At 65.9% G+C, this 22,578-nt stretch carries 19 protein-coding genes and 1 pseudogene; 9 read left to right on the plus strand and 11 right to left on the minus strand.

The annotated features are described in order from the left end of the window. Positions 1-18: 18 nt before the first annotated feature. Positions 19-1,371 (minus strand): glutathione-disulfide reductase, encoded by a 1,353-nt coding sequence (gor, locus tag BMG03_RS07115; protein ID WP_075776106.1) that lies wholly within the window; start codon positions 1,369-1,371, stop codon positions 19-21. Between the two features lie 139 nt (positions 1,372-1,510). Continuing rightward, the gene (rpiA, locus tag BMG03_RS07120; RefSeq protein WP_075776105.1) at positions 1,511-2,296 is read right to left on the minus strand and encodes a ribose-5-phosphate isomerase RpiA; all 786 of its coding nucleotides are present in this window, start codon (positions 2,294-2,296) and stop codon (positions 1,511-1,513) included. 330 nt (positions 2,297-2,626) lie between these two features. Here rpiA and BMG03_RS07125 point away from each other — a divergent pair, with 330 nt between their 5' ends. Together BMG03_RS07125 and BMG03_RS07130 are read left to right on the plus strand one after the other, a co-directional pair. Next, positions 2,627-4,006 (plus strand): L-serine ammonia-lyase, encoded by a 1,380-nt coding sequence (locus BMG03_RS07125; RefSeq protein ID WP_075776104.1) that lies wholly within the window; start codon positions 2,627-2,629, stop codon positions 4,004-4,006. 459 nt (positions 4,007-4,465) lie between these two features. Next, entirely contained in the window at positions 4,466-5,845 is a 1,380-nt protein-coding gene (locus BMG03_RS07130) for a DEAD/DEAH box helicase (protein ID WP_075776103.1), read from the plus strand. Between the two features lie 103 nt (positions 5,846-5,948). Here BMG03_RS07130 and BMG03_RS07135 read toward each other — a convergent pair whose 3' ends face one another. Together BMG03_RS07135 and BMG03_RS07140 are read right to left on the minus strand one after the other, a co-directional pair. After that, positions 5,949-6,446, minus strand: a complete 498-nt coding sequence (locus BMG03_RS07135; RefSeq protein WP_075776102.1) for an invasion associated locus B family protein — start codon at positions 6,444-6,446, stop codon at positions 5,949-5,951. A gap of 134 nt (positions 6,447-6,580) precedes the next feature. Next, complete coding sequence (locus BMG03_RS07140; RefSeq protein ID WP_075776101.1) at positions 6,581-7,939, minus strand: aminotransferase; 1,359 nt, start codon at positions 7,937-7,939, stop codon at positions 6,581-6,583. Positions 7,940-8,105: 166 nt separating this feature from the next. Here BMG03_RS07140 and BMG03_RS07145 point away from each other — a divergent pair, with 166 nt between their 5' ends. Beyond that, positions 8,106-9,056 (plus strand): LysR family transcriptional regulator, encoded by a 951-nt coding sequence (locus BMG03_RS07145; protein ID WP_075776100.1) that lies wholly within the window; start codon positions 8,106-8,108, stop codon positions 9,054-9,056. A 6-nt stretch (positions 9,057-9,062) separates the two neighbouring features. Here BMG03_RS07145 and BMG03_RS07150 read toward each other — a convergent pair whose 3' ends face one another. Further along, on the minus strand, positions 9,063-9,716 hold the full coding sequence (locus BMG03_RS07150; RefSeq protein WP_075776218.1) for a thiamine diphosphokinase: 654 nt from the start codon (positions 9,714-9,716) through the stop codon (positions 9,063-9,065). A gap of 141 nt (positions 9,717-9,857) precedes the next feature. Here BMG03_RS07150 and BMG03_RS07155 point away from each other — a divergent pair, with 141 nt between their 5' ends. Beyond that, entirely contained in the window at positions 9,858-12,614 is a 2,757-nt protein-coding gene (locus tag BMG03_RS07155) for a hypothetical protein (RefSeq protein WP_075776099.1), read from the plus strand. A 55-nt stretch (positions 12,615-12,669) separates the two neighbouring features. On the opposite strand, the gene BMG03_RS07160 is transcribed toward BMG03_RS07155, so the two are convergent. The 3 genes from BMG03_RS07160 to BMG03_RS07170 are packed head-to-tail and all read right to left on the minus strand — an operon-like array spanning position 12,670 to position 15,430. Continuing rightward, positions 12,670-13,848 (minus strand): amidohydrolase, encoded by a 1,179-nt coding sequence (locus tag BMG03_RS07160; protein ID WP_075776098.1) that lies wholly within the window; start codon positions 13,846-13,848, stop codon positions 12,670-12,672. A 42-nt stretch (positions 13,849-13,890) separates the two neighbouring features. Then, on the minus strand, positions 13,891-14,130 hold the full coding sequence (locus BMG03_RS07165) for a DUF2842 domain-containing protein (protein ID WP_075776097.1): 240 nt from the start codon (positions 14,128-14,130) through the stop codon (positions 13,891-13,893). A 4-nt stretch (positions 14,131-14,134) separates the two neighbouring features. Continuing rightward, entirely contained in the window at positions 14,135-15,430 is a 1,296-nt protein-coding gene (locus BMG03_RS07170; RefSeq protein ID WP_075776096.1) for an adenylosuccinate synthase, read from the minus strand. Between the two features lie 292 nt (positions 15,431-15,722). Between BMG03_RS07170 and secG the strand changes: the two genes are divergently transcribed. Both secG and BMG03_RS07180 read left to right on the plus strand, forming a co-directional pair. Beyond that, positions 15,723-16,175: a preprotein translocase subunit SecG gene (gene secG / locus BMG03_RS07175; RefSeq protein WP_075776095.1), complete on the plus strand. Its 453-nt coding sequence runs from the start codon at positions 15,723-15,725 to the stop codon at positions 16,173-16,175. Between the two features lie 182 nt (positions 16,176-16,357). Next, positions 16,358-18,000 (plus strand): annotated as a pseudogene (locus tag BMG03_RS07180) (CTP synthase). Between the two features lie 34 nt (positions 18,001-18,034). Here BMG03_RS07180 and BMG03_RS07185 read toward each other — a convergent pair. Genes BMG03_RS07185 through BMG03_RS07195 form a run of 3 tightly spaced genes read right to left on the minus strand, consistent with a single transcriptional unit; the run spans position 18,035 to position 20,348 of the window. Continuing rightward, entirely contained in the window at positions 18,035-18,565 is a 531-nt protein-coding gene (locus tag BMG03_RS07185; RefSeq protein ID WP_075776093.1) for a GbsR/MarR family transcriptional regulator, read from the minus strand. 35 nt (positions 18,566-18,600) lie between these two features. After that, on the minus strand, positions 18,601-19,365 hold the full coding sequence (locus BMG03_RS07190; RefSeq protein ID WP_075776092.1) for a 2-dehydro-3-deoxygalactonokinase: 765 nt from the start codon (positions 19,363-19,365) through the stop codon (positions 18,601-18,603). Positions 19,366-19,397: 32 nt separating this feature from the next. Further along, positions 19,398-20,348: a zinc ABC transporter substrate-binding protein gene (locus tag BMG03_RS07195; protein WP_075776091.1), complete on the minus strand. Its 951-nt coding sequence runs from the start codon at positions 20,346-20,348 to the stop codon at positions 19,398-19,400. 91 nt (positions 20,349-20,439) lie between these two features. On the opposite strand from BMG03_RS07195, the gene BMG03_RS07200 reads away from it, so the two are divergent. The 3 genes from BMG03_RS07200 to BMG03_RS07210 are packed head-to-tail and all read left to right on the plus strand — an operon-like array spanning position 20,440 to position 22,524. Next, positions 20,440-20,949: a Fur family transcriptional regulator gene (locus BMG03_RS07200; RefSeq protein ID WP_425275166.1), complete on the plus strand. Its 510-nt coding sequence runs from the start codon at positions 20,440-20,442 to the stop codon at positions 20,947-20,949. After that, positions 20,946-21,746 carry a metal ABC transporter ATP-binding protein gene (locus BMG03_RS07205; protein ID WP_075776089.1) on the plus strand — a complete coding sequence of 267 codons (801 nt, stop codon included), beginning with the start codon at positions 20,946-20,948 and terminating at the stop codon, positions 21,744-21,746. The genes BMG03_RS07200 and BMG03_RS07205 overlap by 4 nt, the downstream gene beginning before the upstream one ends. Beyond that, positions 21,739-22,524, plus strand: a complete 786-nt coding sequence (locus BMG03_RS07210) for a metal ABC transporter permease (RefSeq protein WP_075776088.1) — start codon at positions 21,739-21,741, stop codon at positions 22,522-22,524. Before BMG03_RS07205 ends, BMG03_RS07210 begins: the two co-directional genes overlap by 8 nt. The last annotated feature ends 54 nt before the right edge of the window (positions 22,525-22,578 follow it).

Consider the following 22,578-nt stretch of genomic DNA (forward strand, 5'->3'; position numbering starts at 1 on the left):
GGTATCTTTTCCGTGATTTCAATAATGTCTTACCGGGTTCCGCATGGTCACGAGCTCTTCGCCCATCGTCGGGTGGACCGCGCAGGTCGCGTCGAACTGTTCCTTGGTCGCACCCATCTTGACGGCGATGCCTACCATCTGGATCAATTCGCCCGCTTCGGGCGCGACGATATGGCAACCCAGCACGCGGCGCGTTTCGCGACACACGATCAGTTTCATCAACACACGCGCGTCGGAGCCCGCAAAGCTCGAGCGCATCGGCCGGAAACTGGAGACGTAGACCTCGGCATTGCCGTGCTCCTCGGCCTCTTCCTCAGTGATGCCGACGGTGCCGAATTCGGGCTGGGTGAAGACGGCGGAGGCGACCAGTTCGTGGTCCGAGGGCCGGGCGTTCGCGCCGAAGACGGTATCGGCGAAAGCGTGGCCCTCGCGGATCGCGACCGGGGTCAGGTTGATGCGGTCGGTCACATCGCCCACGGCGAAGATCGAGGGCACGTTGGTCTGCGACCATTGGTCGACCATGACCTCGCCGCGCTCGCCCAGTTCCACGCCTGCTGCTTCGAGGCCGAGCCCCTCGGTGTTCGGCGTGCGACCCGTCGCGTAGAGCACCGCGTCGAACTCGTCCTCGCGCCCGTCGCCGCAGGTCACTTTCAGGCAGTTCTCGGTCTTCTCGATCTCGGTTATGACGACATGGGTGTGAATTTCGATGCCGCTCGCCTGCATCTGGTCGACGATCAGATCGCGTGCCTCGCCGTCGAAGCCGCGCAGCAGCGGCGAGCGGTTATATTGCGTAACCTGCACGCCCAATCCGTTGAGGATGCAGGCGAATTCACAGGCGATATAACCGCCGCCGACGATCAGGATGCGCTCAGGCAAGGTGTCGAGCTTGAAGATGTCGTTCGAAGTCATCACCAGGTCGCAGCCCGGGAACTCGGGTACGAAGGGCCGTCCGCCGACCGCGACGAGGATGTGCTTGGTGGTGATCTTCGTGCCATCGGCCAGCGTGACCTCATGCGGGCCCGAAACCGTCGCGCGCTGGTCAAAGACCTTCACGCCCGCGTTTTCCTGTCCCCGGCGGTAGATCGCTTCGAGCCGGTCGAGCTCCGCATCCAGCTTGCCGCGGAACCCGGGCCAGTCGAATTGACCTGCATCGGCGCTCCAGCCATAGGCGCGCGCCTCCTCGATGGCCGCCGGCGCGGTGGAGGCGAAGACCATCAGTTTCTTCGGGACGCAGCCGCGAATGACGCAGGTGCCGCCCATCCGGTATTCCTCGGCCAGCGCGACGCGCGCACCGTGACCGGCGGAAATCCGGGCCGCTCGCACCCCGCCCGAGCCGCCGCCGATGACGAAGAGATCATAGTCGAAGCTCATGGGAGGCCTTCCTTCCTTGTGGTCCTTGCGCATTGGCTTAGCGGTCCATGCGCTCAGGAGCAAGGCGGGGGAGGGAGGGGGAGGCGCGCGGAACGGGGATGCGGCGCAGCTTTGCATCCCCGGGCGCGCGCCGCGCGGATCAATCCATGTCGCGGAAGATATTCTCGTCCTCGGCGAACTCGATGGTCTCGTTGGCGACCGTGCCCTCATTGATGTCGCGGATCTCGACCTTGCCGTCGGTGCCGCCGATGATGACCTTGTCGCAGATGTCGATGAAGAGGCCGTTCTCGACGACGCCGGGAATCTGGTTCAGCACCAACGCCAGCTGACGCGGGTTGCCAATGCGGTTGAGGTGCAGATCGACGATATAATTGCCCTCGTCGGTCACGAAGGGCTGCTGACCGTTCAGGCGCAGTGAAGTCTGGCGGCCCATTACATCCATCGAGTCCAGCAGCTCCTCGATCAGCGCGCGGGTGACCTGCCAGCCGAAGGGGACGACCTCGACGGGCAAGGGGAAGGCGCCCAGATGGTTCACTTCCTTGGAGGCGTCGGTGATGACGATCATCTGGTCCGACGCGGTGGCGACGATCTTCTCCTGCAGCAGCGCGCCGCCGCCGCCCTTCACCAGGTTCAGGTCGGGGTCGAATTCGTCCGCCCCGTCGATCGTGATGTCGAGCCATTTCGCCTCGTCGAGGGCCACGACCTTGATGCCGACCTGACGCGCGAGATCGGCGGTGCGCGTCGAGGTGGGCACCCCGATCAGCTGCAGACCTTCGTCGCGGATACGCTCGCCAAGGCAGCGCACCATCCAAGCGGCGGTCGAGCCGGTGCCGAGGCCCACGCGCATCCCGTCTTCGACGAAGTCAACGGCACGGCGGGCGGCGGCGAATTTCGCCTTGTCGATCGGGGAGAGGTCGGCAGCCATTTGGCACTCCATTCATGGGCAGTCTGAGTTGCGGATGCTTATAGGCAATCCGGGGCGTTCAGGCGAGGGCTTTGTCGATCCTTGCTAAGCGCAGGAGGAATTGTCGCATCCCGCCCGCCATCAGCCGCGCGGCATCGGATCGGGAGTCGGTGCCGTGCCTGATCCGCGAAGGCGTGGTCATTGCCGAGCGTCCTTTCGCCCGTCAGGTTGCGCGAAACTCCTCCATGTCGCGTCAACGATGTTGCTTTTGCGCGTGACGGGGTCGTTTTGGGGCTGTTGGTCGGCGGGCGAAACCGGCAGTCTGGGCCTAAATCAGGGCAGGGAGGTCGCATGTTTCTGAGCGTATTCGACATCTTCAAGATCGGCGTCGGGCCGTCCTCGTCGCATACGATGGGGCCGATGGTGGCGGGCGCGCGGTTTCTCGACGCGCTCCGGGCCTCACCCTTCACCGCGCATGGGGTGCGGGTACGGCTGCACGGCTCGCTCGCCTTTACCGGCAAGGGCCATGCGACGGACCGCGCGGCGATCCTCGGGCTCGCGGGCGTTGTGCCCGAGAGCTACGATAACGATCTGGCCGAGAAATTGCTGGCCGCGAATGCGCGCGATCACCTGTTGAAGCCTGACGGATTGCCGCCGCTGGCCTTCGACCCCGAGGCCGATCTGATCTTCGACTACGACACGTCGCTGCCCGGCCACGCCAACGGCATGGTGATCGAGGCGCGCGACGCGCAGGGCGACGTGTTGATGCACGAGGTCTATTACTCGATCGGCGGTGGCTTCGTGCGCACAGAAGCCGAACTGGCCGCGGTCGACGATGCGGCCCGCGACGCGCCGAGCCCGGTGCCGTTTCCCTTCAAGACCGCCGAGGAAATGCTGGCGATGGCCCATGCCTCCGGGCTGAGCATCGCGCAGATGAAGCGGCGCAACGAGGCGCGCTTCCGTGGTCCTAAGGAGATCGACGAGGGTCTCGCGAAAATCTGGGTCACGATGCGCGATTGCATGGAGCGCGGATTGACGAGCGAAGGCGAATTGCCAGGCGGGTTGCGGGTCAAGCGCCGTGCCAAGGCGATCCATGAGAGCCTGAAGGCGGATTGGGGCCAGAACCTCGCACCGCCGCATCAGATCAACGACTGGATCTCGGCCTATGCGATGGCGGTGAACGAGGAAAATGCCGCCGGCGGGCAGGTCGTCACTGCACCTACGAACGGAGCGGCGGGTGTGCTGCCTTCGGTGATCCGCTACTGGCTCGATCATGTGCCTTCCGCATCCTCCGCGAAAATCCCCGATTTCCTGCTGACCGCGGCGGCGGTCGGCGGGCTGATCAAGACCAACGCGTCGATCTCGGGCGCCGAATGCGGCTGTCAGGCCGAAGTCGGATCGGCGGCGGCGATGGCGGCGGCGGGACTGGCCGCCGTGCTGGGAGGCACGCCTGAGCAGATCGAGAACGCGGCCGAAATCGCGCTGGAGCATCACCTCGGGATGACCTGCGATCCGGTAAAGGGGCTGGTGCAGGTGCCCTGTATCGAGCGCAACGGTCTGGGCGCGATCAAAGCGGTGTCGGCGGCTTCGCTGGCGCTGCGCGGAGACGGCACGCATTTCGTGCCGCTGGACGCGGCGATCGAAACGATGCGCCAGACGGGCCGCGACATGCACGAGCATTACAAGGAAACGAGCCTGGGTGGGCTGGCGGTGAACGTGCCGAACTGCTGAGGATGCATTATCCGTGCTGAGGGCCTTGCCCGATCGCGGGTGGGCGCTCACGCGATAGGTGGCGGGTACTTAATCGTGCCATTTCGCCCCAAGACCGAGCGCGCGCAGGTTGCGCGAAAGCGCCCTGGGGGCGGTCGGGCGCGGCCCGGGATGGTCGCCCGGGCGGGCCATCACTTCGAGGGAAGCCACCAAAACACGCTCCCCCTTGACTTTTAGCGCCATCACGCGCATTTAGCCCACATCGCCGCGCTGCCGCGTGAGCAAGCCGCGCCCGAGAGAGGCGCACCGGCGATACCTCCCGAGTTCCCATTCACGCAGGGTTCTGACACGCGAGACCGGACCACGCGGGACTAGCCCGCCTGTCCCGAGGTCTGCGTCAACCTGCGCTCCGGACACTCCCGTCCGGGCTGATCGCCGTGCGTATCCCCGCGTGGGAGCCTCGGCCATAAAGGATAGGCATTGTCCGATTTCTCTTCGCTGGGGCTCTCCCCGGCCATTCTCAAGTCGCTCGCACGCGCAAAATTCACCCAGCCGACCCCGATTCAGGAAAAGGCGATTCCGCTGGTTCTTGCGGGCCATGACGTGCTGGGCCTCGCCCAGACCGGCACCGGCAAGACGCTGGCATTCGGCCTGCCGCTCATCGACAAACTGATGGCGCAGCCGGGCAAACCTTCGCCCAAGACCTGCAAGGCGCTGATCCTCGCGCCGACCCGCGAACTGGTGAACCAGATCGCCGACAACCTCTCGGGGCTCGTTCAGGGTACCAAGATGAATGTCGCCACCGTCGTCGGCGGCCAGTCGATCAACCGTCAGATCACCATGATGCATCGCGGCAACGACATTCTCGTCGCGACCCCGGGCCGTCTGATCGACCTTATGGATCGCGGCGCGGTCGACCTGCGCTACACCCGCCATCTGGTGCTCGACGAGGCCGACCAGATGCTCGACCTCGGTTTCATCCACGCGCTCCGCAAGATCGCATCGCGCCTTGGCACCCCGCGCCAGACGCTGCTGTTCTCGGCCACGATGCCGAAGCAGATGGAGGAGATCTCGCAGGCCTACCTCACCGATCCGAAGCGTGTGCAGGTCTCGCCCCCCGGCAAGGCCGCCGACAAGATCACCCAATCGGTGCACTTCCTCGACAGCAAGGCCGAGAAGGCCCGCAAGCTGCGCGATATTCTCTCGGCCGACATGGGCGCGCTGACGCTCGTCTTCGCCCGCACCAAGCATGGCGCTGAAAAGCTGATGAAGAGCCTCCGCGCAGACGGCTACAACGCGGAATCGATCCACGGCAACAAATCGCAAGGCCAGCGTGACCGCGCGATCAAGGGCTTCCGCGATGGCAAGGTCAACGTGCTGGTCGCGACCGATGTGGCCGCGCGCGGGATCGACATTCCGGGCGTGTCCTATGTCGTGAACTTCGACCTGCCGGACGTGCCGGATGCCTATGTCCACCGTATCGGGCGCACCGCGCGCGCCGGTCGCGAGGGCGAGGCGATTGCCTTCTGCTCGCCGGACGAGGCGGATAACTTCCTGCAGATCGAAAAGCTGATGAAGATCGAGATCCCGACCGCGAGCGGCGAACGCCCGTCCGAGGCCGTGCGCCCCTCCGCGCGCGCAGGTCGTGGCCGCGGTCGCGGCGGTCCGCGCTCCGGCGGCAACAAGGGTCGCGGCGGCAAGCCCCAGGGCAAACCGCAGGGGCAGGGGCAAGGCCAGGGTCAAGCTCAGGCCCAACCGCGCTCGAAACCGCGCGCGGAAGCCAAGCCCAAGGTCGACGCCGGCGGCAACGCTACGCCGAAGCGGCGTCGCCCGCGTCGGCGCAACGCAGGCGCCGCATGAAATTGACACCGGGCCGCATCGCAAGATGCGGCCCGTTTCAGTTCGACCGTCCGGTCTATGTGAGGCGCGTCCGAACGATCCAACCGAAACGCATCCACTGCCTTCACCTGCATCGCTTCAATGTGATGTCCAACGCCGCGGCGAAGCCGTTTGCAGAAAAATCGAAAACGCCCACTTTCGGAATGGAAACGTAGAAATTCGCCTTCCCGCCTGCCGCCTCGACTCGTTTTAGCGCGTTGATCGCAAGCTTGTCGGTCCGTTCATCCACCCAGGCATATTGTCCGGTCGAACGCAGACGGAATTTGCTCTGCCCGATGGTGATGGTCATTCCGCCAGAGCGCGGCAGCCGTCGGTCGGCATAAACGGACACCTCCGGTTGCCTCCCCGAATGCTTCGTAACCGCGACGTAGAGAAGCGAGCCATTCAGCAGAATGCGCCGATCATTCGCGGTCGCGACCCAGCAGGTCTTGATGGTTCCGTTTCTCTCTTCGAAAACGCTCCACTTCCCGACATTGCCGATGCTATCGGCGGCGTGGGATGGCGAGAGCGCACCGAGAGCAATCAGGGCGGCGCAGGAAAGTACTCTGAGAAGACGGCTCATGCGCGTTCCTCCGACCAACGCAATCTACCTCGCCCCATAAGGGCAAGGTAATGATAGCATAATTTTCGTTAGTTGCGCCGAGTTATGTGCCGGGGCGCCTAACGGGAGAACTGGTGTTCTCGCGGCTTGGAGGCTCACCCCACCTCGGCGAACACCTTCTTCAGCGCCGTTTCCAGCTTCTCGAACATCTCGTCCATCTGCGGCTCGGTCAGGACGAAAGGCGGACACAGCACCACCGATTGCCCGAGCGGTCGGCAGATCAGCCCCTGATCGGTGCAGGCATTGGCGATGCGTTCCGAAACCGAGAGCGACCCGTCGAAAGGCGTCTTGCTCTCGCGGTCCTTCACCGCCTCCAGCGCCCACATGTAGCCCACGCCGCGCAGTTCTCCGATATTGGGGTTTTGCGCGATCTGGGCGAGGCCCGCCTCCAGTCGCGGGCTCAGGCGGCGGACATTCTCGGCCAGCCCCTCGTTCATCACCACGTCGATCGCTTTTAATGCGATCGCGCAACCGACCGGGTGGCCCGAAGCGGTGAATCCGTGGGGGAATTCCTCGATCGCCTCGGAGGCGGCTTGCAGGCGGGCTGACAGTTCCGGGCCGAGGATCACCGCACCCATCGGGAAGAACCCGGCGGTGAGGTTTTTCGACGAGATTATCGCGTCGGGCTGGAAGTCATAGGTTTCGCAGCCCCATGTGTTGCCGGTGCGCCCGAAGCCGCAGATCACCTCGTCCGAGATCAGCGGGACGTCGTATTTCTTGAGAATCTTCGCGACCGCCTGGAAATAGCCCTTCGGCGGCGTGATCACCCCGCCCGCGCCCATCACCGGCTCCGCGAAGAAGCCCGCGATCGTGTCCGCGCCTTCCTTGATGATCGTCGCTTCCAGCTCGTTCGCGAGGCGCTGGGTGAATTGCTCCTCCGTCTCGCCGGGTTGCCCTCCGCGCCAGTAATGCGGGCAGGTGAGATGCAGAAACCCCGGCAGCGGCAGGCCGAAGACCGAATTATAGGGCTTGCCCGTCATCGAGGCCGAGACCGCCGTGACCCCGTGATAGGCGTTCTTGCGGGTCAGGATCTTGCGCTTCTGCGGCTTGCCCTCGGCGGCGTGCAGGAACCACAGCATCTTGACCATCGTGTCATTCGCCTCGGAGCCGGAATTGGTGTAGAACACCTTGCCGTCGCCGAAAGGCGAGACCTCGATCAGCTTCTCGGACAGCATCACCGTCTGGTCCGACATCCGCCCGAAGAAAGCGTGATAGCCCGGGAAGCGCGCATATTGCGCCTGCGCCGCCGCGATCAGCCCGGGATGGTCGAACCCCGCGACCATGTTCCAGAGCCCCGAATTCGCATCGAGATATTTCCGCCCCTCGGTGTCGAAGATGTACGGCCCCTCGCCATGGGTCACGACGACCGCGCCGCGATCGTGGATCGTGGGCAGATCGGTGAAACCGTAGAAGCTATGCGCATCGGCGCGGGCCTGCCAGCTTTGGTCTTTCATCTCGCGACTCCTCCGGGATGGGCGATGGATGGAAGCGAGGCTATCCGCGGCGCGGCCGGCGTCAATGCTCTACGATGTCCCATGGTTGCGCGCGGCTTGCGCACCGGGGCGGGGCAAGGCAGTCTGCGCGGCAAGACTTATCGCCTCCCCGACCACGGAGCCTCCCATGCCCGCCGCCCATCCCCGCATCAGCCTCTGGGCGGTCGAGGTCTTCGTGGCCACGGCAGAGGAAGGCGCGACTACCGCCGCCGCGCGCCGCCTCGGCGTTTCGGCCTCGGCGGTCAGCCAGCAACTCGCAGGTCTGGAAAGCGCTTTGGGCGCGGAGCTTGTGGACCGTTCGGCCCGGCCGTTCGCGCTGACGGCTGCCGGGCGGGCTTTCCTGCCGCATGCCGAGGCGATGTTGGACGAATTGGCGCGGGGCCGCGCCGGGGTGGGCCAAGCCGATCCGGCGGGGCTCACGAGTTTCCGGCTGGGCATGATCGAGGATTTCGAGGCCGAGGTGACGCCGCTCCTGCTGGCGGGGATGGCGGATGAGCTCAGCACCTGCCGGTTCGAGCTGGAAACCGGGCCGAGCCACCGCCTGCTGTCGAAGCTCGAAGCGCGCGGTCTGGATGTCGCCGTCGCCGCCGAGCCGCAGGGCGCCGCGCTCGACGGGATCGAGCTGCATCCGCTTCTGACGGAACCGTTCCTCGCCATCCATCCCGCCGATGCGCCTGCGCAGAGCGATCCGCCGCTGCCGCTGATCCACTATTCCCAGCGCACGCTGATGGGCCGACAGATCGCCACGCATCTCGCGCAAACGGGCAAGGCTCCGCCGCATCAACTGGAACTCGACAGCTACCCAGCGATCCTTGCGCTGGTCGCGGCGGGGCGGGGTTGGACGATCCTCACGCCTTCGGCGGTGCGCCATGCGCCGCGCGCGGGGCTGGCGCTCTCGCCGCTCGACGGGCCGCCTTTGACCCGGCGGATCGTGCTGGCGGCGCGCGATGGGATGATGGCGGATTGGCCTGCGAAAGTGGCGGGCCGACTGCGGACGCTGCTGCAAGAACGCGTGGTCGAACCGGCTCTGGCGGAAGCGCCGTGGCTGGAGGAGACGTTGCGGGTCGAGGCGGGCTAGGGCGGCTCAGCCGATCCCCAAACCCGCCAGCGCGGCAGCGAATTCCTCGCGCGGCAGCATCATCAGTGCCGGGCCGTCCATCACGATCCTCACGGAGCCCGTCGCGCGGTTCGAGGTGCCGACCCGCTCGGCGGGGGTAAAGCCGATCCCGTCGAGCGGCCAATGGAGCCCTTCCGAGCGCGCCTTTACCTCGCCGAAAGGAAACAGTGATACGCGCGTGCCTTCCGCCAGATCGAGCGAGAGCGACGGAGGGCAGCGGAAGATCACCTCCTCCTCTGCCAGCATCACCACCCGATGCGGCGTGCGGATCAGGTCGGTCATCGCGGCCAGCGTGTGATCCAGCCGCATCCCCGTGAAACCGAGCGCGAGGATGAACGGTGCCTCGATCCGTTGCAGGGATTTCGCGAAATCGGTGCTGTCCTGCTCGGTCACCTGATGGACGCGTGGGCCCAGCGATGCCCGTGCCGCATCCGACAGAGAATCCAGATCGCCGATCACCGCTTTCGGGGTTAGGCCCATCGCCAGCGCGCGATCTCCGCCACCATCGGCGGCCACGAGGCAGGGGGCGATTGTCAACGCTTCGTCAACATCCGCCTGTTTGATCGCGCCGGCGCCGAGAAGCGAAACCCCGGTTGACGAATGGACAATACTGCTAATCATGGATTGATTGATGACGATTGTGGCAAAGAAAGACAATCGAGACCGGTAAAAAACCTTTCAAATGCCTTCTTTCGTCCACGCGAAAGAACCAGTTGGACAGGAATGTCGACGCATTGAGGTCCAATAGAAAGCGAGTGGTCCATGGTTGGTGCGAGCAAGATTCTGACCGTATCCTACGGCACCTTTTCGTGCACCTTGGAAGGATTTGACGAGCCTTTCAACACGATGAAGGCGATTGCGGAGTATTTCCGCGATCTGGCCGCCGACGACCGGTATTTCGGCGCAGAGCCGCCCCAACCCGATGCGGAGATGCTTCACCGTATCGCGGAGCGGGAGATTCAGCGCCGGGTCGAGGCAAAAATTCAGGAAAACGGCGTCGTGCTGCGCCAGCAAGACACGCTCCTGGGTGGCGAGGCTGCAGCCGACGAGGCGCCCGCGCCCGCTCAGGAAGAGCCGCTTGTGACGTCGGAAGCGCCGCAAGAAGCCGCGCCTGCCGCCGAAACGCCCGCGCAGCCGGAGGTCGCCGAGACGCCCGAGCCGGTGGCAGCGCCCGAACCGGTCGCAGAGCAGCCCGAAGCCGAGGTTGCGGCGCAGCACGCCGAGCCCGAAGCAGGCTTCGCGCAGCCGGAAACCGTTGCCGCCAAGCTGCAGCGTATCCGCGAAGCCGTCGCCCGTGCTCGCGAGGTTCAGGCCGACAGCTTCTCCGAGGAAGACGAACCCGTTTCCGCCCCCGAGGCGCTTCTGGGGCGCTTCGAGGCTGAACCGGCGAGCGAAGCCGAGGATTTCGGCTACGACCTTGACATCTCCGGCCCGCTGAGCGCCGAGGAAATCGAACCCGAAGCCTCCGAGCCTTCGCAGCCCGACGCCGAGATGCCCGAAGAAGACGTCGCAGAAGAAGCGGCAGAGGTCGCGCTCGAACAGGCCGCGGAAGACATCGAAGCGGCTGAAGCCGAAGAGCCCGTCGCCGAGCAGGATGAGGCTGACGCGGACGAAGACGAAGACGAGAAAGCCGACACGGACTTCAACACGAGCGACGATCAGATGCAGCGCCGTCAGGCGACCCGCCGCGCGCGCCGTTCGGCCAAGCGTGCCAAACGCATCGCGGCGCTCAAGGCCGCTGCGGACGAACTCGGCGCGACCGAAGAGACCGACGCCGATCAATCCGAGGACAGCGCCGAGGCGGCCTCGGCAGATGTCACCCTCGACACCGAAACGCCGGTCGACGCAACCGCCACGCCGCGCTTGCGTGCCCGCGTGATCAAGGTGCGCCGCCGCGAAACCATCGAGTCTGCGGAAGCAGCATCGGCCGCTACTGACGAGGGTTCGGAGCAGACCGAAGACGGTGCCACCGCCGAAGTTGCCACCACCGAAGTCCAGGAAGATCAGGCGACCCCGGCCGAGGCGCAGGTCGAAGCCGAGGCCGATGCGGCGCAAGAACAGCCTGAAGTCGCCGCAGAGGCCGAGCAGGAGGTGGAAACCGAGGCAGAGCTGGAAGCAGAAGCCGAGGATGACGACCTCGCCGCGCGACTGGCTGCGGAACTGGGCGACGCCTCGTCGGAGGCAGGCCCGGCGCCGAAGGCAGAGCAGCCACGCGCCCGGGACGATGCCGATCACGGCAGCCGTGTGCCTGGCGGCCTGTCGCCGGAAGCCGAAGCCGATCTCATGCGCGAGCTCGCGGCACTGCAGATGGAGAACCTCTTCACCGGGTCCGAGATCGAGACCGACGACGAGGCTCCGCAAGAGGCCGTCGCGCAGGGCGAAGTGGCCGAAGACGACGCGATGCCGGAAATCGACCTGTCCGAACTGGAAGACGAGTCGGTCGACGCCCCGCTGGTTCTGACGCAGGACGAGGCCGAGGCGCCCGAGGCGGAAACGCCTGAGGCACACATGGAGACCGCATCGCTCGACGCGCAGGACGTGCTGGTTCTGGGCAACACGATCATCGAGGCCGAGGAAGCCGAGGTCGAGGCGATGTCGGAAGATGACGCCATGGCGGAAGCGGAGGAAGATACCCGCGCCGACACTTTCGCTGCCGAGGCATCGGAAGAAACCGAAGCCACCGGGACCGCAGACGCGGAAGACACGGAAGAAGCGCAGGCCCCGACCGAGGTTGCCGCGCGCGAGGTCGCGTCGCTTTCCGAAAGAGAGACCGACCGTGAGGCGGAGATGGATCGTCTCCTCGCCGAGGCCGACAAGCAGGCCGAAGGTGTCGAGACGCGCCGCCGCTTCTCCGCGATCGCGCATCTCAAGGCCGCCGTGGCTGCGACCGTCGCGGATCGTCTGGCCAAGGGGCAGGACACCGCGAAAGGCGGCGTCGAGGACGAGGACGGGTCCGAGCCCTATCGTGCCGACCTGACCCAAGCCGTGCGCCCGCGTCGCCCGGTCAGCTCGGGCGAGACGGGCTCGCGTCGCCCCGAACCGATGCGACCGGCGCCGCTGGTACTGGTCTCGGAACAGCGCGTCGATGCGGAAGAAGAAGCCGCCGATGAGCAGCCCGCGCCTCAGCCCGCCGCCGCGATCCGCCCGCGCCGTGTCTCGGCAAGTCAGTTCGCCGCTGGCGGAGCGGACGAGGCCGAAGCCATGCCGATGAACCCCGAGCAGGCGACGAGCTTCGCCGAATTCGCCGAAAGCCTTGGTACGCAGGGTCTCTCCGACCTGCTGGAAGCCGCTGCGGCCTATACCTCGGCCGTCGAAGGGCGTCCGCATTTCTCGCCGCCGCAGATCATGCGCAAGCTGTCCTTCATGGACGATGCAGTTGATGTGCCGCGCGAGGAGCGGATGCGTGTCTTCGGGCGTCTGCTGCGTCAGGGCAAGATCACCAAGGTGAAGCGCGGCCAATACGCGATTACCGAAGCCTCGCGCTACTGGGACGAGGCGAAGATGGCCTCGGGGCAGTAACCCCGGCGAAAGATCAGAAAAGGGCGGTCCTTCGGGGCCGCCCTTTCTTATTGGATCAATAGAGCCGTGCGCGCAGGCATTGGATCAGCACGCGCGCGCCGGGGGCGATCAGCTCGTCGGGAAAGTCGTAATCGGGATTGTGCAGGGCCGGGCGGTCGCCTGCGCCCAGAAGCGCCATCGCCGCGGGGCCGTGATCGGCAAAACGACCGAAATCCTCGGAGGCGCGCATCGGTAGATCGGTCTCGGTGGTCTCGATCCCCTCGGCCTGAAGCGCCGCCCGCAGGATGCCATTTGCTTCAGGGGCGTTTTCGCAATGGCGAAAGATATCATGATAGGTGATCTCGCGCTCCAGCCCGAGCGCATCGGCGGCGTCACGCACCATCGCCTCGGCCTTGTCGACGAGCCCCGCCATCCCCGCATCGCGCTGGGTGCGCAGGGTCGCCCAAAGCTCCGCCGCGCCGGGGGCGACGCCGAAGGCAGGCTCACCGAGCCGCGCATGGGTGACGGTGACGCGCGCGAAATCGGGATCGCTTTGGTGCAACGCGTTGCCGAGCGCCGTTAGATCGGTCAGCAGCCGGGCCAGTGCCGGGGCAGGGGAGCGACCGCTTTCTGGTAACGAAGCATGAGCGGTCCAGCCGGTGAGCGTGATCTTCATGCCGCGCGAGGCGCAGTTCATTACCCCGTCCTGCAGCGCCGCCGTTCCGAGAGGGACGCCCGGCATGTTGTGCAAGGCGAAGGACAGGTCGGGCGCGATCTCGACAAAGCGCGGATCGGCAATCACGGCTGCAGCCCCTGCGCCGGTCTCTTCGGCCGGTTGGAACAGCAAGACCGCGCGGCCACGGGCGGGACGATTGCGCGACAGCCAGCGTGCGACTCCCGCGAGAATCGCCATATGCCCGTCATGGCCGCACAGATGCCCTTTGCCGGGAAAGTTGGAGCGGTAGGGCGGCGTGCCGGTCTCGTGGATCGGCAGCGCGTCCAGTTCGCAGCGCAACAGGATTGTGGGTCCGGGCTCCGCGCCGTCGTAGATTGCGGCGACCCCGTGCCCGCCAAGCTCGGTCAGCGTCCGGTCGGGTGCGGTTGGCAGCAGCATCGCGACGACCCGCGCGGCGGTGTCGCGTTCCTCGCCCGAAAGCTCGGGATCCTGATGCAGACGGTGCCGCCACGCGGTCAATTCCGTGATGTCGGAATTGGTTAGGCTGTCGGGCGGGAGGGGGAAAGGCGCGCTGGTCATGAGGCTAACCTGCCCGTTTTCCGGCGCGCCCGCCAGAGGGTGTCACTCGCGCGGTGGATCATCCGGATCGTCCTTGCCGACACCTTTGAAAATCGGCTTGAGCGGCGCGATCCAAAGCACGCCGAGCACGACATAGACGCAGAACTCCGCCCAGATCGGCAGCCGCCCCCAGCGCGCGCCCGCCCAGTTCACCACCGTGACGGCGACGACGACATAGGCGGGCAACCCCACGACGAGGGCCAGAAGCGAGAGGCGGCGACGGGCCTTGTAGCTCAGCGCCATCGGATCAATCCGCGAAGGGGTCGGTCACGAGGATCGTGTCGTCGCGCTCGGGCGAGGTCGAAAGCATCGCGACCGGGCAGTCGATCAGTTCCTCGATCCGGCGAACATATTTGATCGCGGCGGCCGGAAGATCGGCCCAGCTGCGCGCGCCTTCGGTCGATTCGGCCCAGCCTTCGATCTCTTCATAGACGGGGATGCAGCGCTTTTGTTCTTCCGCGGCGGTTGGCAGATAGTCGAGCTTCTCGCCATCGAGTTCGTAGCCGGTGCAGATTTTGATCGTTTCGAACCCGTCGAGCACGTCGAGCTTGGTCAGCGCGATGCCGTTCACGCCCGAGATCGCGCAGGTCTGACGCACTAGGGCCGCGTCGAACCAGCCGCAGCGACGCTTACGTCCGGTGACGGTGCCGAATTCATGGCCGCGCGTGCCGAGGCGGTTGCCGTCCTCGTCGTCCAGCTCGGTCGGGAAGGGGCCTTCGCCTACACGGGTGGTGTAGGCCTTGACGATCCCGAGCACGAAATCGATCGCGCCCGGGCCCATGCCGGTGCCGGCCGCAGCCTGACCTGCGACCACGTTCGACGAAGTCACGAAGGGGTAAGTGCCGAAGTCGATATCCAGCAGCGAGCCCTGGGCGCCTTCGAAGAGGATACGCTTGCCCTGCTTGCGCTGCTCGTTGAGCACTTTCCAGACGGGGGCCGCGTATTTAAGGATCTCGGGGGCGACTTCCTTGAGCTTGGCGATCAGCGCGTCGCGGTCGATCGCTTCGATACCGAGCCCCTTGCGCAACGGATCGTGGTGCTGCAGCGCGCGGTCGACGCGGGCCTCCAGCGTCGCGTCATCGGCGAGGTCTGCCACGCGGACCGAACGGCGACCCACCTTGTCTTCGTAGGCTGGGCCGATACCGCGGCCGGTGGTGCCGATCTTGGTGCCTTTCGAGGCCGCTTCCTCGCGGGCGCGGTCGAGCTCGCCGTGAATCGGCAGGATCAGCGGGGTGTTCTCCGCGATCATCAGCGTCTCGGGGGTGATCTCCACCCCCTGGTCGCGGATCTTCTCGATCTCGGCGAGCAGGTGGAACGGGTCGAGCACGACGCCGTTGCCGATCACCGAGAGTTTGCCGCCCCGCACCACGCCCGAAGGCAGTGCGTTGAGCTTGTATACCTTGCCGTCGATCACGAGCGTATGGCCCGCGTTATGACCGCCCTGAAACCGCGCGATCACGTCCGCGCGCTCGCTGAGCCAGTCCACGATCTTGCCTTTCCCCTCGTCACCCCATTGGGCGCCGACGACGACGACATTGGCCATTGCTCTCTCCTTGGCAGGTGTAAAACCGCGCGAGGTATAGCGGCTGAGCGCGCGGGGCGAAAGACCGCATTTGCGAGAGGCGATCGCTCTATCCATACGCCGCGCGCAGGCGGGCAGCGCAGGAGCCTCCGGCGGGGATATTTGGGCCAATACGAAAGTCAAAGCGCGCGTGAAGGCCGGGCGTGGGCCGATTTGACCCCGCGAAAGCCGAAAATCCGCCTATGCGGCCTTGCGCCCTCAGCCTCATCCGCCTAGATAGGCGCGTCGCAAGAAAGAAGGCCCGGACCCGTTCATGGAAAACGTCGTTCTCTCGATCCACCTGATCCTCGCGCTGCTGCTGATTGGCGTGGTGCTCCTGCAACGCTCCGAAGGGGGTGGTCTCGGCATGGGGTCGTCCAACAGCTCCGGCGGTGGCGTAGGCGGGTTGATGACCGGTCGGCAGGCCGCCAATGCGCTGACCCGCGTGACCTGGGTTCTGGCCGCCGGCTTCTTCGCGACCTCGGTGACGCTGACGGTTCTGGCCGCGCAGAAAGCGGGCACCGGCTCGGTGGTCGACACCGCTGCGCCCCAGCAAAGCGCGCCGGCGGATACCGCGCCGGCCAATGACACGACCGGTTCGACGCCCTCGCTCGACGTGGTGATGCCGCCGCCTGCCAGCGGTTCGGACGCCTCGACCGGCGGAAACGCGGGCGAAACCACGACGGATACGCAAAGCGGTCCGGTCACGCCGCCCGCCGCCAACTAAGCCGTCACTTCAGTCAACCATCGGTTCGCACCCACAAAAACTTGCGGGTGCGTCCTATCCAAACTCAATAGCTTGCGGTCTGGTTGCGGGCAGGCCGCGAATCGTGTAAGCATTAAATCCCGTGATCCTGACCCTCTTGGGGCAGGGAAACCATTCGAATTTCGCAGATCACGGGGGTCTTCATGGCACGTTATGTCTTCATTACCGGCGGCGTCGTCTCGTCGCTCGGAAAGGGTTTGGCATCCGCCGCCCTGGGGCATTGCTGCAAGCACGCGGCTTTTCGGTTCGGCTGCGCAAGCTCGACCCCTATCTGAACGTTGATCCGGGCACGATGAGCCCGTTCGAGCATGGCGAGGTTTTCGTCACCGATGACGGGGCGGAGACCGATCTCGACCTTGGTCACTACGAAAGATTCACCGGGGTTTCGGCCCGCAAGACCGACTCGATCTCCTCGGGGCGCATCTACACCAACGTGCTCGAGAAGGAGCGCCGCGGGGAGTATCTGGGCAAGACGATCCAGGTGATCCCGCACGTGACCAACGAGATCAAGGATTTCCTCGATGTCGGCGATGACGAGGTCGATTTCATGCTGTGCGAGATCGGCGGCACGGTGGGCGATATCGAAGGTCTACCCTTCTTCGAAGCGATCCGTCAGTTCAGCCAGGACCGCCCGCGCGGTCAGGTGATCTTCATGCATCTCACGCTGCTGCCCTATCTGGCGGCGTCCGGCGAGCTGAAGACCAAGCCGACGCAGCACTCGGTCAAGGAACTGCGCTCTATCGGCCTCCAGCCCGACGTGCTGGTCTGCCGCTCGGAGCAGCCGATCCCCGACAAGGAGCGCGGCAAGATCGCGCTGTTCTGTAACGTGCGCCCCGAGGCGGTGATCCCCGCCTACGATCTCAAGTCGATCTACGAGGCGCCGCTGGCATATCACCGCGTCGGTCTCGATCAGGCGGTGCTTGACGCGTTCGGCATCTCTCCCGCGCCGAAGCCGGAGCTGAGCCGCTGGGAAGACGTGATGGACCGTCTCGATCATGCCGAGGGCGAGGTGCGCGTCGCGATCGTGGGCAAATACGTTCAGCTCGAAGACGCCTATAAGTCGATCGCCGAGGCGCTGACCCATGGCGGGATGGCGAACCGGGTGCGCGTGAAGGCCGAATGGATCGACGCCGAGATTTTCGAGAACGAAGATCCGGCACCTTATCTGGAAAACTACCACGCGATCCTTGTGCCCGGTGGCTTCGGTGAGCGCGGCACCGAGGGCAAGATCCGCGCCGCCCAATTCGCGCGCGAAAAGGGCGTTCCTTACCTGGGCATCTGTCTGGGTATGCAGATGGCCGTCATCGAGGCCGCGCGGAACCTCGCGGGCGTCAATGATGCGGGCTCGGAAGAGTTCGATCACGAGGCGGGCAAGAAGCGCTTCACCCCGGTCGTCTATCACCTCAAGGAATGGGTGCAGGGCAACCACAGGGTCGAGCGCAAGGTCACCGACGACAAGGGCGGCACCATGCGCCTGGGCGCCTACACGGCGGCGCTGAAGGAGGGCTCGAAGGTCGCCGAGGTCTATGGCGCGACCGATATCGAGGAGCGTCACCGCCACCGCTATGAGGTCGACATCAAGTATCGCGAGCCGTTGGAGAAATGCGGGATGACCTTCTCCGGCATGTCGCCCGATGGCCGCCTGCCCGAGATCGTCGAGCACAAGGATCACCCGTGGTTCATCGGCGTGCAGTTCCATCCCGAGCTGAAGTCGAAGCCCTTCGCTCCGCATCCGCTGTTCGCGGGCTTCATCAAGGCCGCGTTGGATCAGAGCCGGTTGGTGTGATCCCGGCTTCCCCCTGAAATCGAGAAAGCCGCGCCTATCCCTGCGCGGCTTTTTTCTTTTTCTTCTTGGAGGTTTTCGGTGCGGGTTTCCCGGTCTGACCGCCGCCGCGTGCGGGGTCGATATGCCGGGCCAGTTCGGTCGGATCGAGGCGGATCAGCGCCTGTATATAGCCCGAGGCCGCGTCGAGGAGTTCACACAAGGCCGCCGCCCGCGGGTCGGCGCTGCGGGCCTCGAGGGCGGATAGGTGATCACGTGCGGGGCCGATCACGCGACGTTCGCGCTCCGCCAGCATCAGCCGTGCCAGTTCCCACGGCTCGGTCGGGGCGACGAAGTAATCCTTGCGCGAGCCGGGGGACCGGGCCGCCTGCACGAGGCCCGCATCGCGCAATTCCTTCAACGCGGTCGAGACGTTGGAGCGCGACAACCCAAGCTGCGCGACCAAATCGTCGGCCGAGGGCGCTTGAGCCGCGCGCCAGATCGCGCCGAGGCAGCGGCCGGCGGGGCGGGAAAATCCGAAACGGGGGGCGAGTTCGGCGAAGGCTTCGGGCAGTTCGGTATCACTCATGCATTCATCCTCTGCCGCCTGTCTCTGCCGCCGGGTTACGCGCCGGGCCGGCGCGCCGCGGACAGTCCCGCGATCAGCGCGGCCTCTCCGTCGCCCAAAGTGACCTGCGCGCCCTGCGCTTGCAAGCCACGGGCGCAAATTTCCGACCAGCCGGGGGCGGAGGCGGAGGACAGCGCCAGCACGGTCTGGCCCAGCCACCACGGTTTCGCCGCGGCGAGTTCCGCGCCCAGCACGGCGCCGGCGGCGCGCGGGGTGTGGCGTCCAAGGCTGAGCGGGGCCAATTCGCGGGCGAGGCGTTCGGGGCGCGAAAGCGTATCGGCGAGAGCTGCGTCGAACCCGTCGCCGGCTTCGAGCGGTGCGCCGAGCGCGGCCAGCATCGCGGCGGAGCCTGCGCGCATCGCGCTGACGACTTCGCCCGCCGAGATATGCGCCCAGATCGCGCTTGCGCCGCAAATCCAGATCACGCCATCGAATTGCGGGATGCCTGCGAGGATCCCGGCGATTCGGGCGGCCTCGGGGGCCGTGATCTCGGTGCCGTCGCTGTCTTGGATGAGGCCGGGCAGGGCGGGGTAGCTTTGCCCGCCGATCTCGGTTAGCGGCAGCGCTCCGTCGGGGCGAGGCGTGCAGGGAAGCGCGCGAAGGTCAGGGCCTGCAGTGGAGGCCGCCACGATGGCAGCACCCCCTTCAGGCAAGAGCGGGCGCGCGGCGGGCCCGGTTTTGCGGTCGGTCACCGCCCCGTCCGACACATGTGCGGCGCGCCAGCGCCCGAATTCTTCCGTGAGTGCGATCCAATCAGCCATGGCGCATCAGATCGCATGGAGGTGGTGCGGGATCAACCCTGCGACAGGCAGGCGATGATCGTGTCCGCCATTCCTTGCATCAGGTCCTCATAGAGACCGGGGCCATAGGTCAGCGCGGTGCCGGAAGGATCGAGCGACTTGCCGAGCCTCACCGGCGTCCCATCGACGAGGACTTCGACCATTTTCGGGTCGTGGTTCGCTTCCGGGAAGGCGCAGACGGCTTCCTTGGCCGACGCCTCTTCGCGCAGGCTCACCAGATGGGCGGCCCCCGGGGTCGATGCATCGCTTGGGGAAAGCGCGCCCATGATGGTCAGCCCGTAATGATCGGCGAGATAGCCGTACGCCGCGTGATAGACGAGGAAAGGCTTGTCCGCGACCGGCGCGAACTCGGCCTTGAGCTTGGCGTCGAGCGCCTCGATCCGCGCTTGCGTGGCTTCGGAGTTGGCCGCGTAGGTCTCGGCATGTTCGGGATCGGCCTTGGAGAGGTCTTCGGCGATCAGACCGAGCCAGAGCTTCGCATTGTCGGGGTCGAGCCACGCATGCGGATCGGTCATCTGGTCGACTTCGGCGTGGTCCCCATTCCCGGCCTCGGCGTGATCCGCGTCGGCGTCGACGCTGTGATCATGCGGGTCCGGCACCGAGAAGCTGCGCAGGGTCGTGCCGGGCGCGTGAAGCAATTCGACCGACTGGCCCTTCACTCCCACGCCGTCGATCGCGCGTTCGAGCCACGGCGTCAGCCGCGGGCCGACCCAGAAGACGAGGTCCGCGTCTTGCAGATCGCGCGCCTGGCTGGGCTTCAGTTGATAGTGATGCGCGTCGGAATTCTGGCCGAGCAGAACCTCCGGCTGCCCCAGATCGCCCATCACCTGCGCGACGAGTGACTGCACCGGCGGAACATCGGTCACGACACTGGGCGCCTCGGCTTGGGCGAGGGCGGGCAGTGCGGCAAGGGCGCTCACGAGAACGGGAAGGGTGGGGCGCATCTGATGTCTCCTGTCCAGCTTGATCTGAGGGGCGGAAAATGTATGTTATAAAATCACTCGTCAAGAAGAAATGTGATAAGGTAACATGCTCGTGGGTTCTTCGACCTCTTCCGCAAAGGCTTTCACGCCGCATGACCACAGCCGATGCGCCGGCGCGACGCTGGCGCGCGCCGAGGCTGTCGCCGCCGAAAAGGGCGCGCGGCTGACTCCTGTGCGTAAGCGTGCACTGGAAATACTGCTGGAAGAACATCGGGCTATGGGGGCCTACGAGGTGCTCGACCGGCTCGCGGCGGATGGGTTCGGCAAGCAGCCGCCCGTCGCCTATCGCGCGCTGGAATTCCTTGTCGAGCACGGTCTCGCGCATCGCGTGCGTCGCCTCAACGCCTTCGCCGCCTGCATGAGCCCGGGCGAAGAACATGCGCCGGTTTTCCTGATCTGCCGCAACTGTGGCGAAGTCGCCGAGGCCGGCCCCGAAGAAGGGGCCGACGAGGTGCGTCACGCGTTGCAGGGCGCGGCCGAGCGGTTGAATTTCCATGTCGAGCGGGCCACCGTAGAGGCGCTGGGGCTCTGCCCCAACTGCGCCGCCGAGGAGGCGCAATGAGCGAGTTGATCACGGCGCAGGGTCTGAGCGTGCGCCATGGCGAGGTCGAGGTGCTTCACGGCGTCGACTTCACGATTTCCTCCGGCGAGATCGTTACCGTCGTCGGGCCCAACGGGTCGGGGAAATCGACGCTGATCCGCGCCCTGATTGGGTTGGAGCGTGCCGCGCGGGGCAAAGTGAACCGTCAGGCCGGGCTGCGGATCGGTTACGTCCCGCAAAAGCTGCATGTCGATGCGAGCCTGCCGCTGACCGTGCGCCGGTTCCTGTCGCTACCCAAGCGCGTCTCGAACGCCCGCGCCGAGGCCGCTTTGGAGCGCACCGGCGTCCCGCATCTCGGCGGGCGGCAGATTTCGCGGCTCTCGGGCGGGCAGTTTCAACGTGTGCTTCTGGCGCGCGCCCTGCTGTCCGAGCCGCAGATCCTGATCCTCGACGAGCCGACGCAGGGGCTCGACCAGCCCGGCACGGCGGGGTTCTACAAGCTGATCGAGGAGGTCCGTCAGGAAACCGGCTGCGCGGTGCTGATGGTCAGTCACGATCTGCACGTCGTGATGTCGACCTCGGACAGGGTGATCTGCCTCAACGGCCATGTCTGCTGTCAGGGGACGCCGAAGGTGGTGGCCGAGGCGCCGGAATATCGCGCGCTATTCGGGATGGGCACGCAAGGGGCCTTCGCGCTCTATCAGCACAGCCACGATCATGGCGAACATGCGGATCACGCAACCTGCAGCCACGATCACGATCACGCCGACGACGCGGCGAAGGACGGCACTCAAACGCACGGGCAGGCGCATGTTTGACGATTTTCTTTTCCGCGCGGCATTGGCCGGGATCGGCCTGACTTTCGCGACCGGGCCTCTGGGCTCTTTCGTTGTGTGGCGGCGCATGGCCTATTTCGGCGATGCGACCGCCCATGCGGCGATCCTCGGCGTGGCACTTAGCTTCGCCTTCGGCATCTCGGTCTATCTCGGCACGCTTGGCGTGGCGCTGGCGATGGCGCTCACCGTCGCGCGGCTCTCGGGGCGCGGCCATGCGATGGACACGCTCTTGGGGGTGCTCGCCCATTCCGCGCTGGCCTTCGGCCTCGTCGCGGCGTCGCTGCAATCGGGGCTGCGGGTCGATCTGTCGGCTTGGCTGTTCGGCGACATACTCGCCGTGTCGCGCAGCGATCTGGCCGTGGTCTGGGGCGGGGCCGCAGTGGTCGCAGCGCTGCTGGCATGGCGCTGGCAGGGGCTGCTGACCGCGACGATCAATGACGAGCTGGCGATGTCTTCCGGGCTCGACCCGCGACGCGAGCAGATGGCATTGACCATCGCGCTGGCGCTGACCGTGGCGGTGGCGATCAAGATCGTCGGTGCGCTTCTGATCGCGGCGCTGTTGATCGTCCCGGCAGCTACGGCGCGGCAATTCGCGCGCGGGCCGGAGGCGATGGCGGCGGGCGCGACCGGGGTGGGGATCGCCTCGGTGCTGCTCGGGCTTTGGGGCTCGTTGCAGTTCGACACGCCTGCGGGTCCGTCGATCGTGGCGGCCTCCGCTGTGCTTTTCGTGCTGTCCCTGCCGCTGCGTCGCGCGCGCTAAGCCGCGCTGCCGCTTGCCAATTCCCGTCCCGCGCGGTGAGATGCGCGACAAAGG

The sequence above is a fragment of the Thioclava nitratireducens genome (genome assembly GCF_001940525.2).
GTDB classification, from domain to species: domain Bacteria; phylum Pseudomonadota; class Alphaproteobacteria; order Rhodobacterales; family Rhodobacteraceae; genus Thioclava; species Thioclava nitratireducens.

What these genes read in the sequence shown, in the direction of transcription:
- BMG03_RS07140 (WP_075776101.1), bottom strand. Translation starts at nt 7,939, where the DNA reads ATGAAAGACCAAAGCTGGCAGGCCCGCGCCGATGCGCATAGCTTCTAC.
- BMG03_RS07125 (WP_075776104.1), top strand. Translation starts at nt 2,627, where the DNA reads ATGTTTCTGAGCGTATTCGACATCTTCAAGATCGGCGTCGGGCCGTCC.
- BMG03_RS07135 (WP_075776102.1), bottom strand. Translation starts at nt 6,446, where the DNA reads ATGAGCCGTCTTCTCAGAGTACTTTCCTGCGCCGCCCTGATTGCTCTC.
- BMG03_RS07155 (WP_075776099.1), top strand. Translation starts at nt 9,858, where the DNA reads ATGGTTGGTGCGAGCAAGATTCTGACCGTATCCTACGGCACCTTTTCG.
- BMG03_RS07150 (WP_075776218.1), bottom strand. Translation starts at nt 9,716, where the DNA reads ATGATTAGCAGTATTGTCCATTCGTCAACCGGGGTTTCGCTTCTCGGC.
- BMG03_RS07205 (WP_075776089.1), top strand. Translation starts at nt 20,946, where the DNA reads ATGAGCGAGTTGATCACGGCGCAGGGTCTGAGCGTGCGCCATGGCGAG.
- BMG03_RS07210 (WP_075776088.1), top strand. Translation starts at nt 21,739, where the DNA reads ATGTTTGACGATTTTCTTTTCCGCGCGGCATTGGCCGGGATCGGCCTG.
- BMG03_RS07160 (WP_075776098.1), bottom strand. Translation starts at nt 13,848, where the DNA reads ATGACCAGCGCGCCTTTCCCCCTCCCGCCCGACAGCCTAACCAATTCC.
- secG (WP_075776095.1), top strand. Translation starts at nt 15,723, where the DNA reads ATGGAAAACGTCGTTCTCTCGATCCACCTGATCCTCGCGCTGCTGCTG.
- BMG03_RS07185 (WP_075776093.1), bottom strand. Translation starts at nt 18,565, where the DNA reads ATGAGTGATACCGAACTGCCCGAAGCCTTCGCCGAACTCGCCCCCCGT.
- gor (WP_075776106.1), bottom strand. Translation starts at nt 1,371, where the DNA reads ATGAGCTTCGACTATGATCTCTTCGTCATCGGCGGCGGCTCGGGCGGG.
- BMG03_RS07195 (WP_075776091.1), bottom strand. Translation starts at nt 20,348, where the DNA reads ATGCGCCCCACCCTTCCCGTTCTCGTGAGCGCCCTTGCCGCACTGCCC.
- BMG03_RS07145 (WP_075776100.1), top strand. Translation starts at nt 8,106, where the DNA reads ATGCCCGCCGCCCATCCCCGCATCAGCCTCTGGGCGGTCGAGGTCTTC.
- BMG03_RS07165 (WP_075776097.1), bottom strand. Translation starts at nt 14,130, where the DNA reads ATGGCGCTGAGCTACAAGGCCCGTCGCCGCCTCTCGCTTCTGGCCCTC.
- BMG03_RS07170 (WP_075776096.1), bottom strand. Translation starts at nt 15,430, where the DNA reads ATGGCCAATGTCGTCGTCGTCGGCGCCCAATGGGGTGACGAGGGGAAA.
- rpiA (WP_075776105.1), bottom strand. Translation starts at nt 2,296, where the DNA reads ATGGCTGCCGACCTCTCCCCGATCGACAAGGCGAAATTCGCCGCCGCC.
- BMG03_RS07190 (WP_075776092.1), bottom strand. Translation starts at nt 19,365, where the DNA reads ATGGCTGATTGGATCGCACTCACGGAAGAATTCGGGCGCTGGCGCGCC.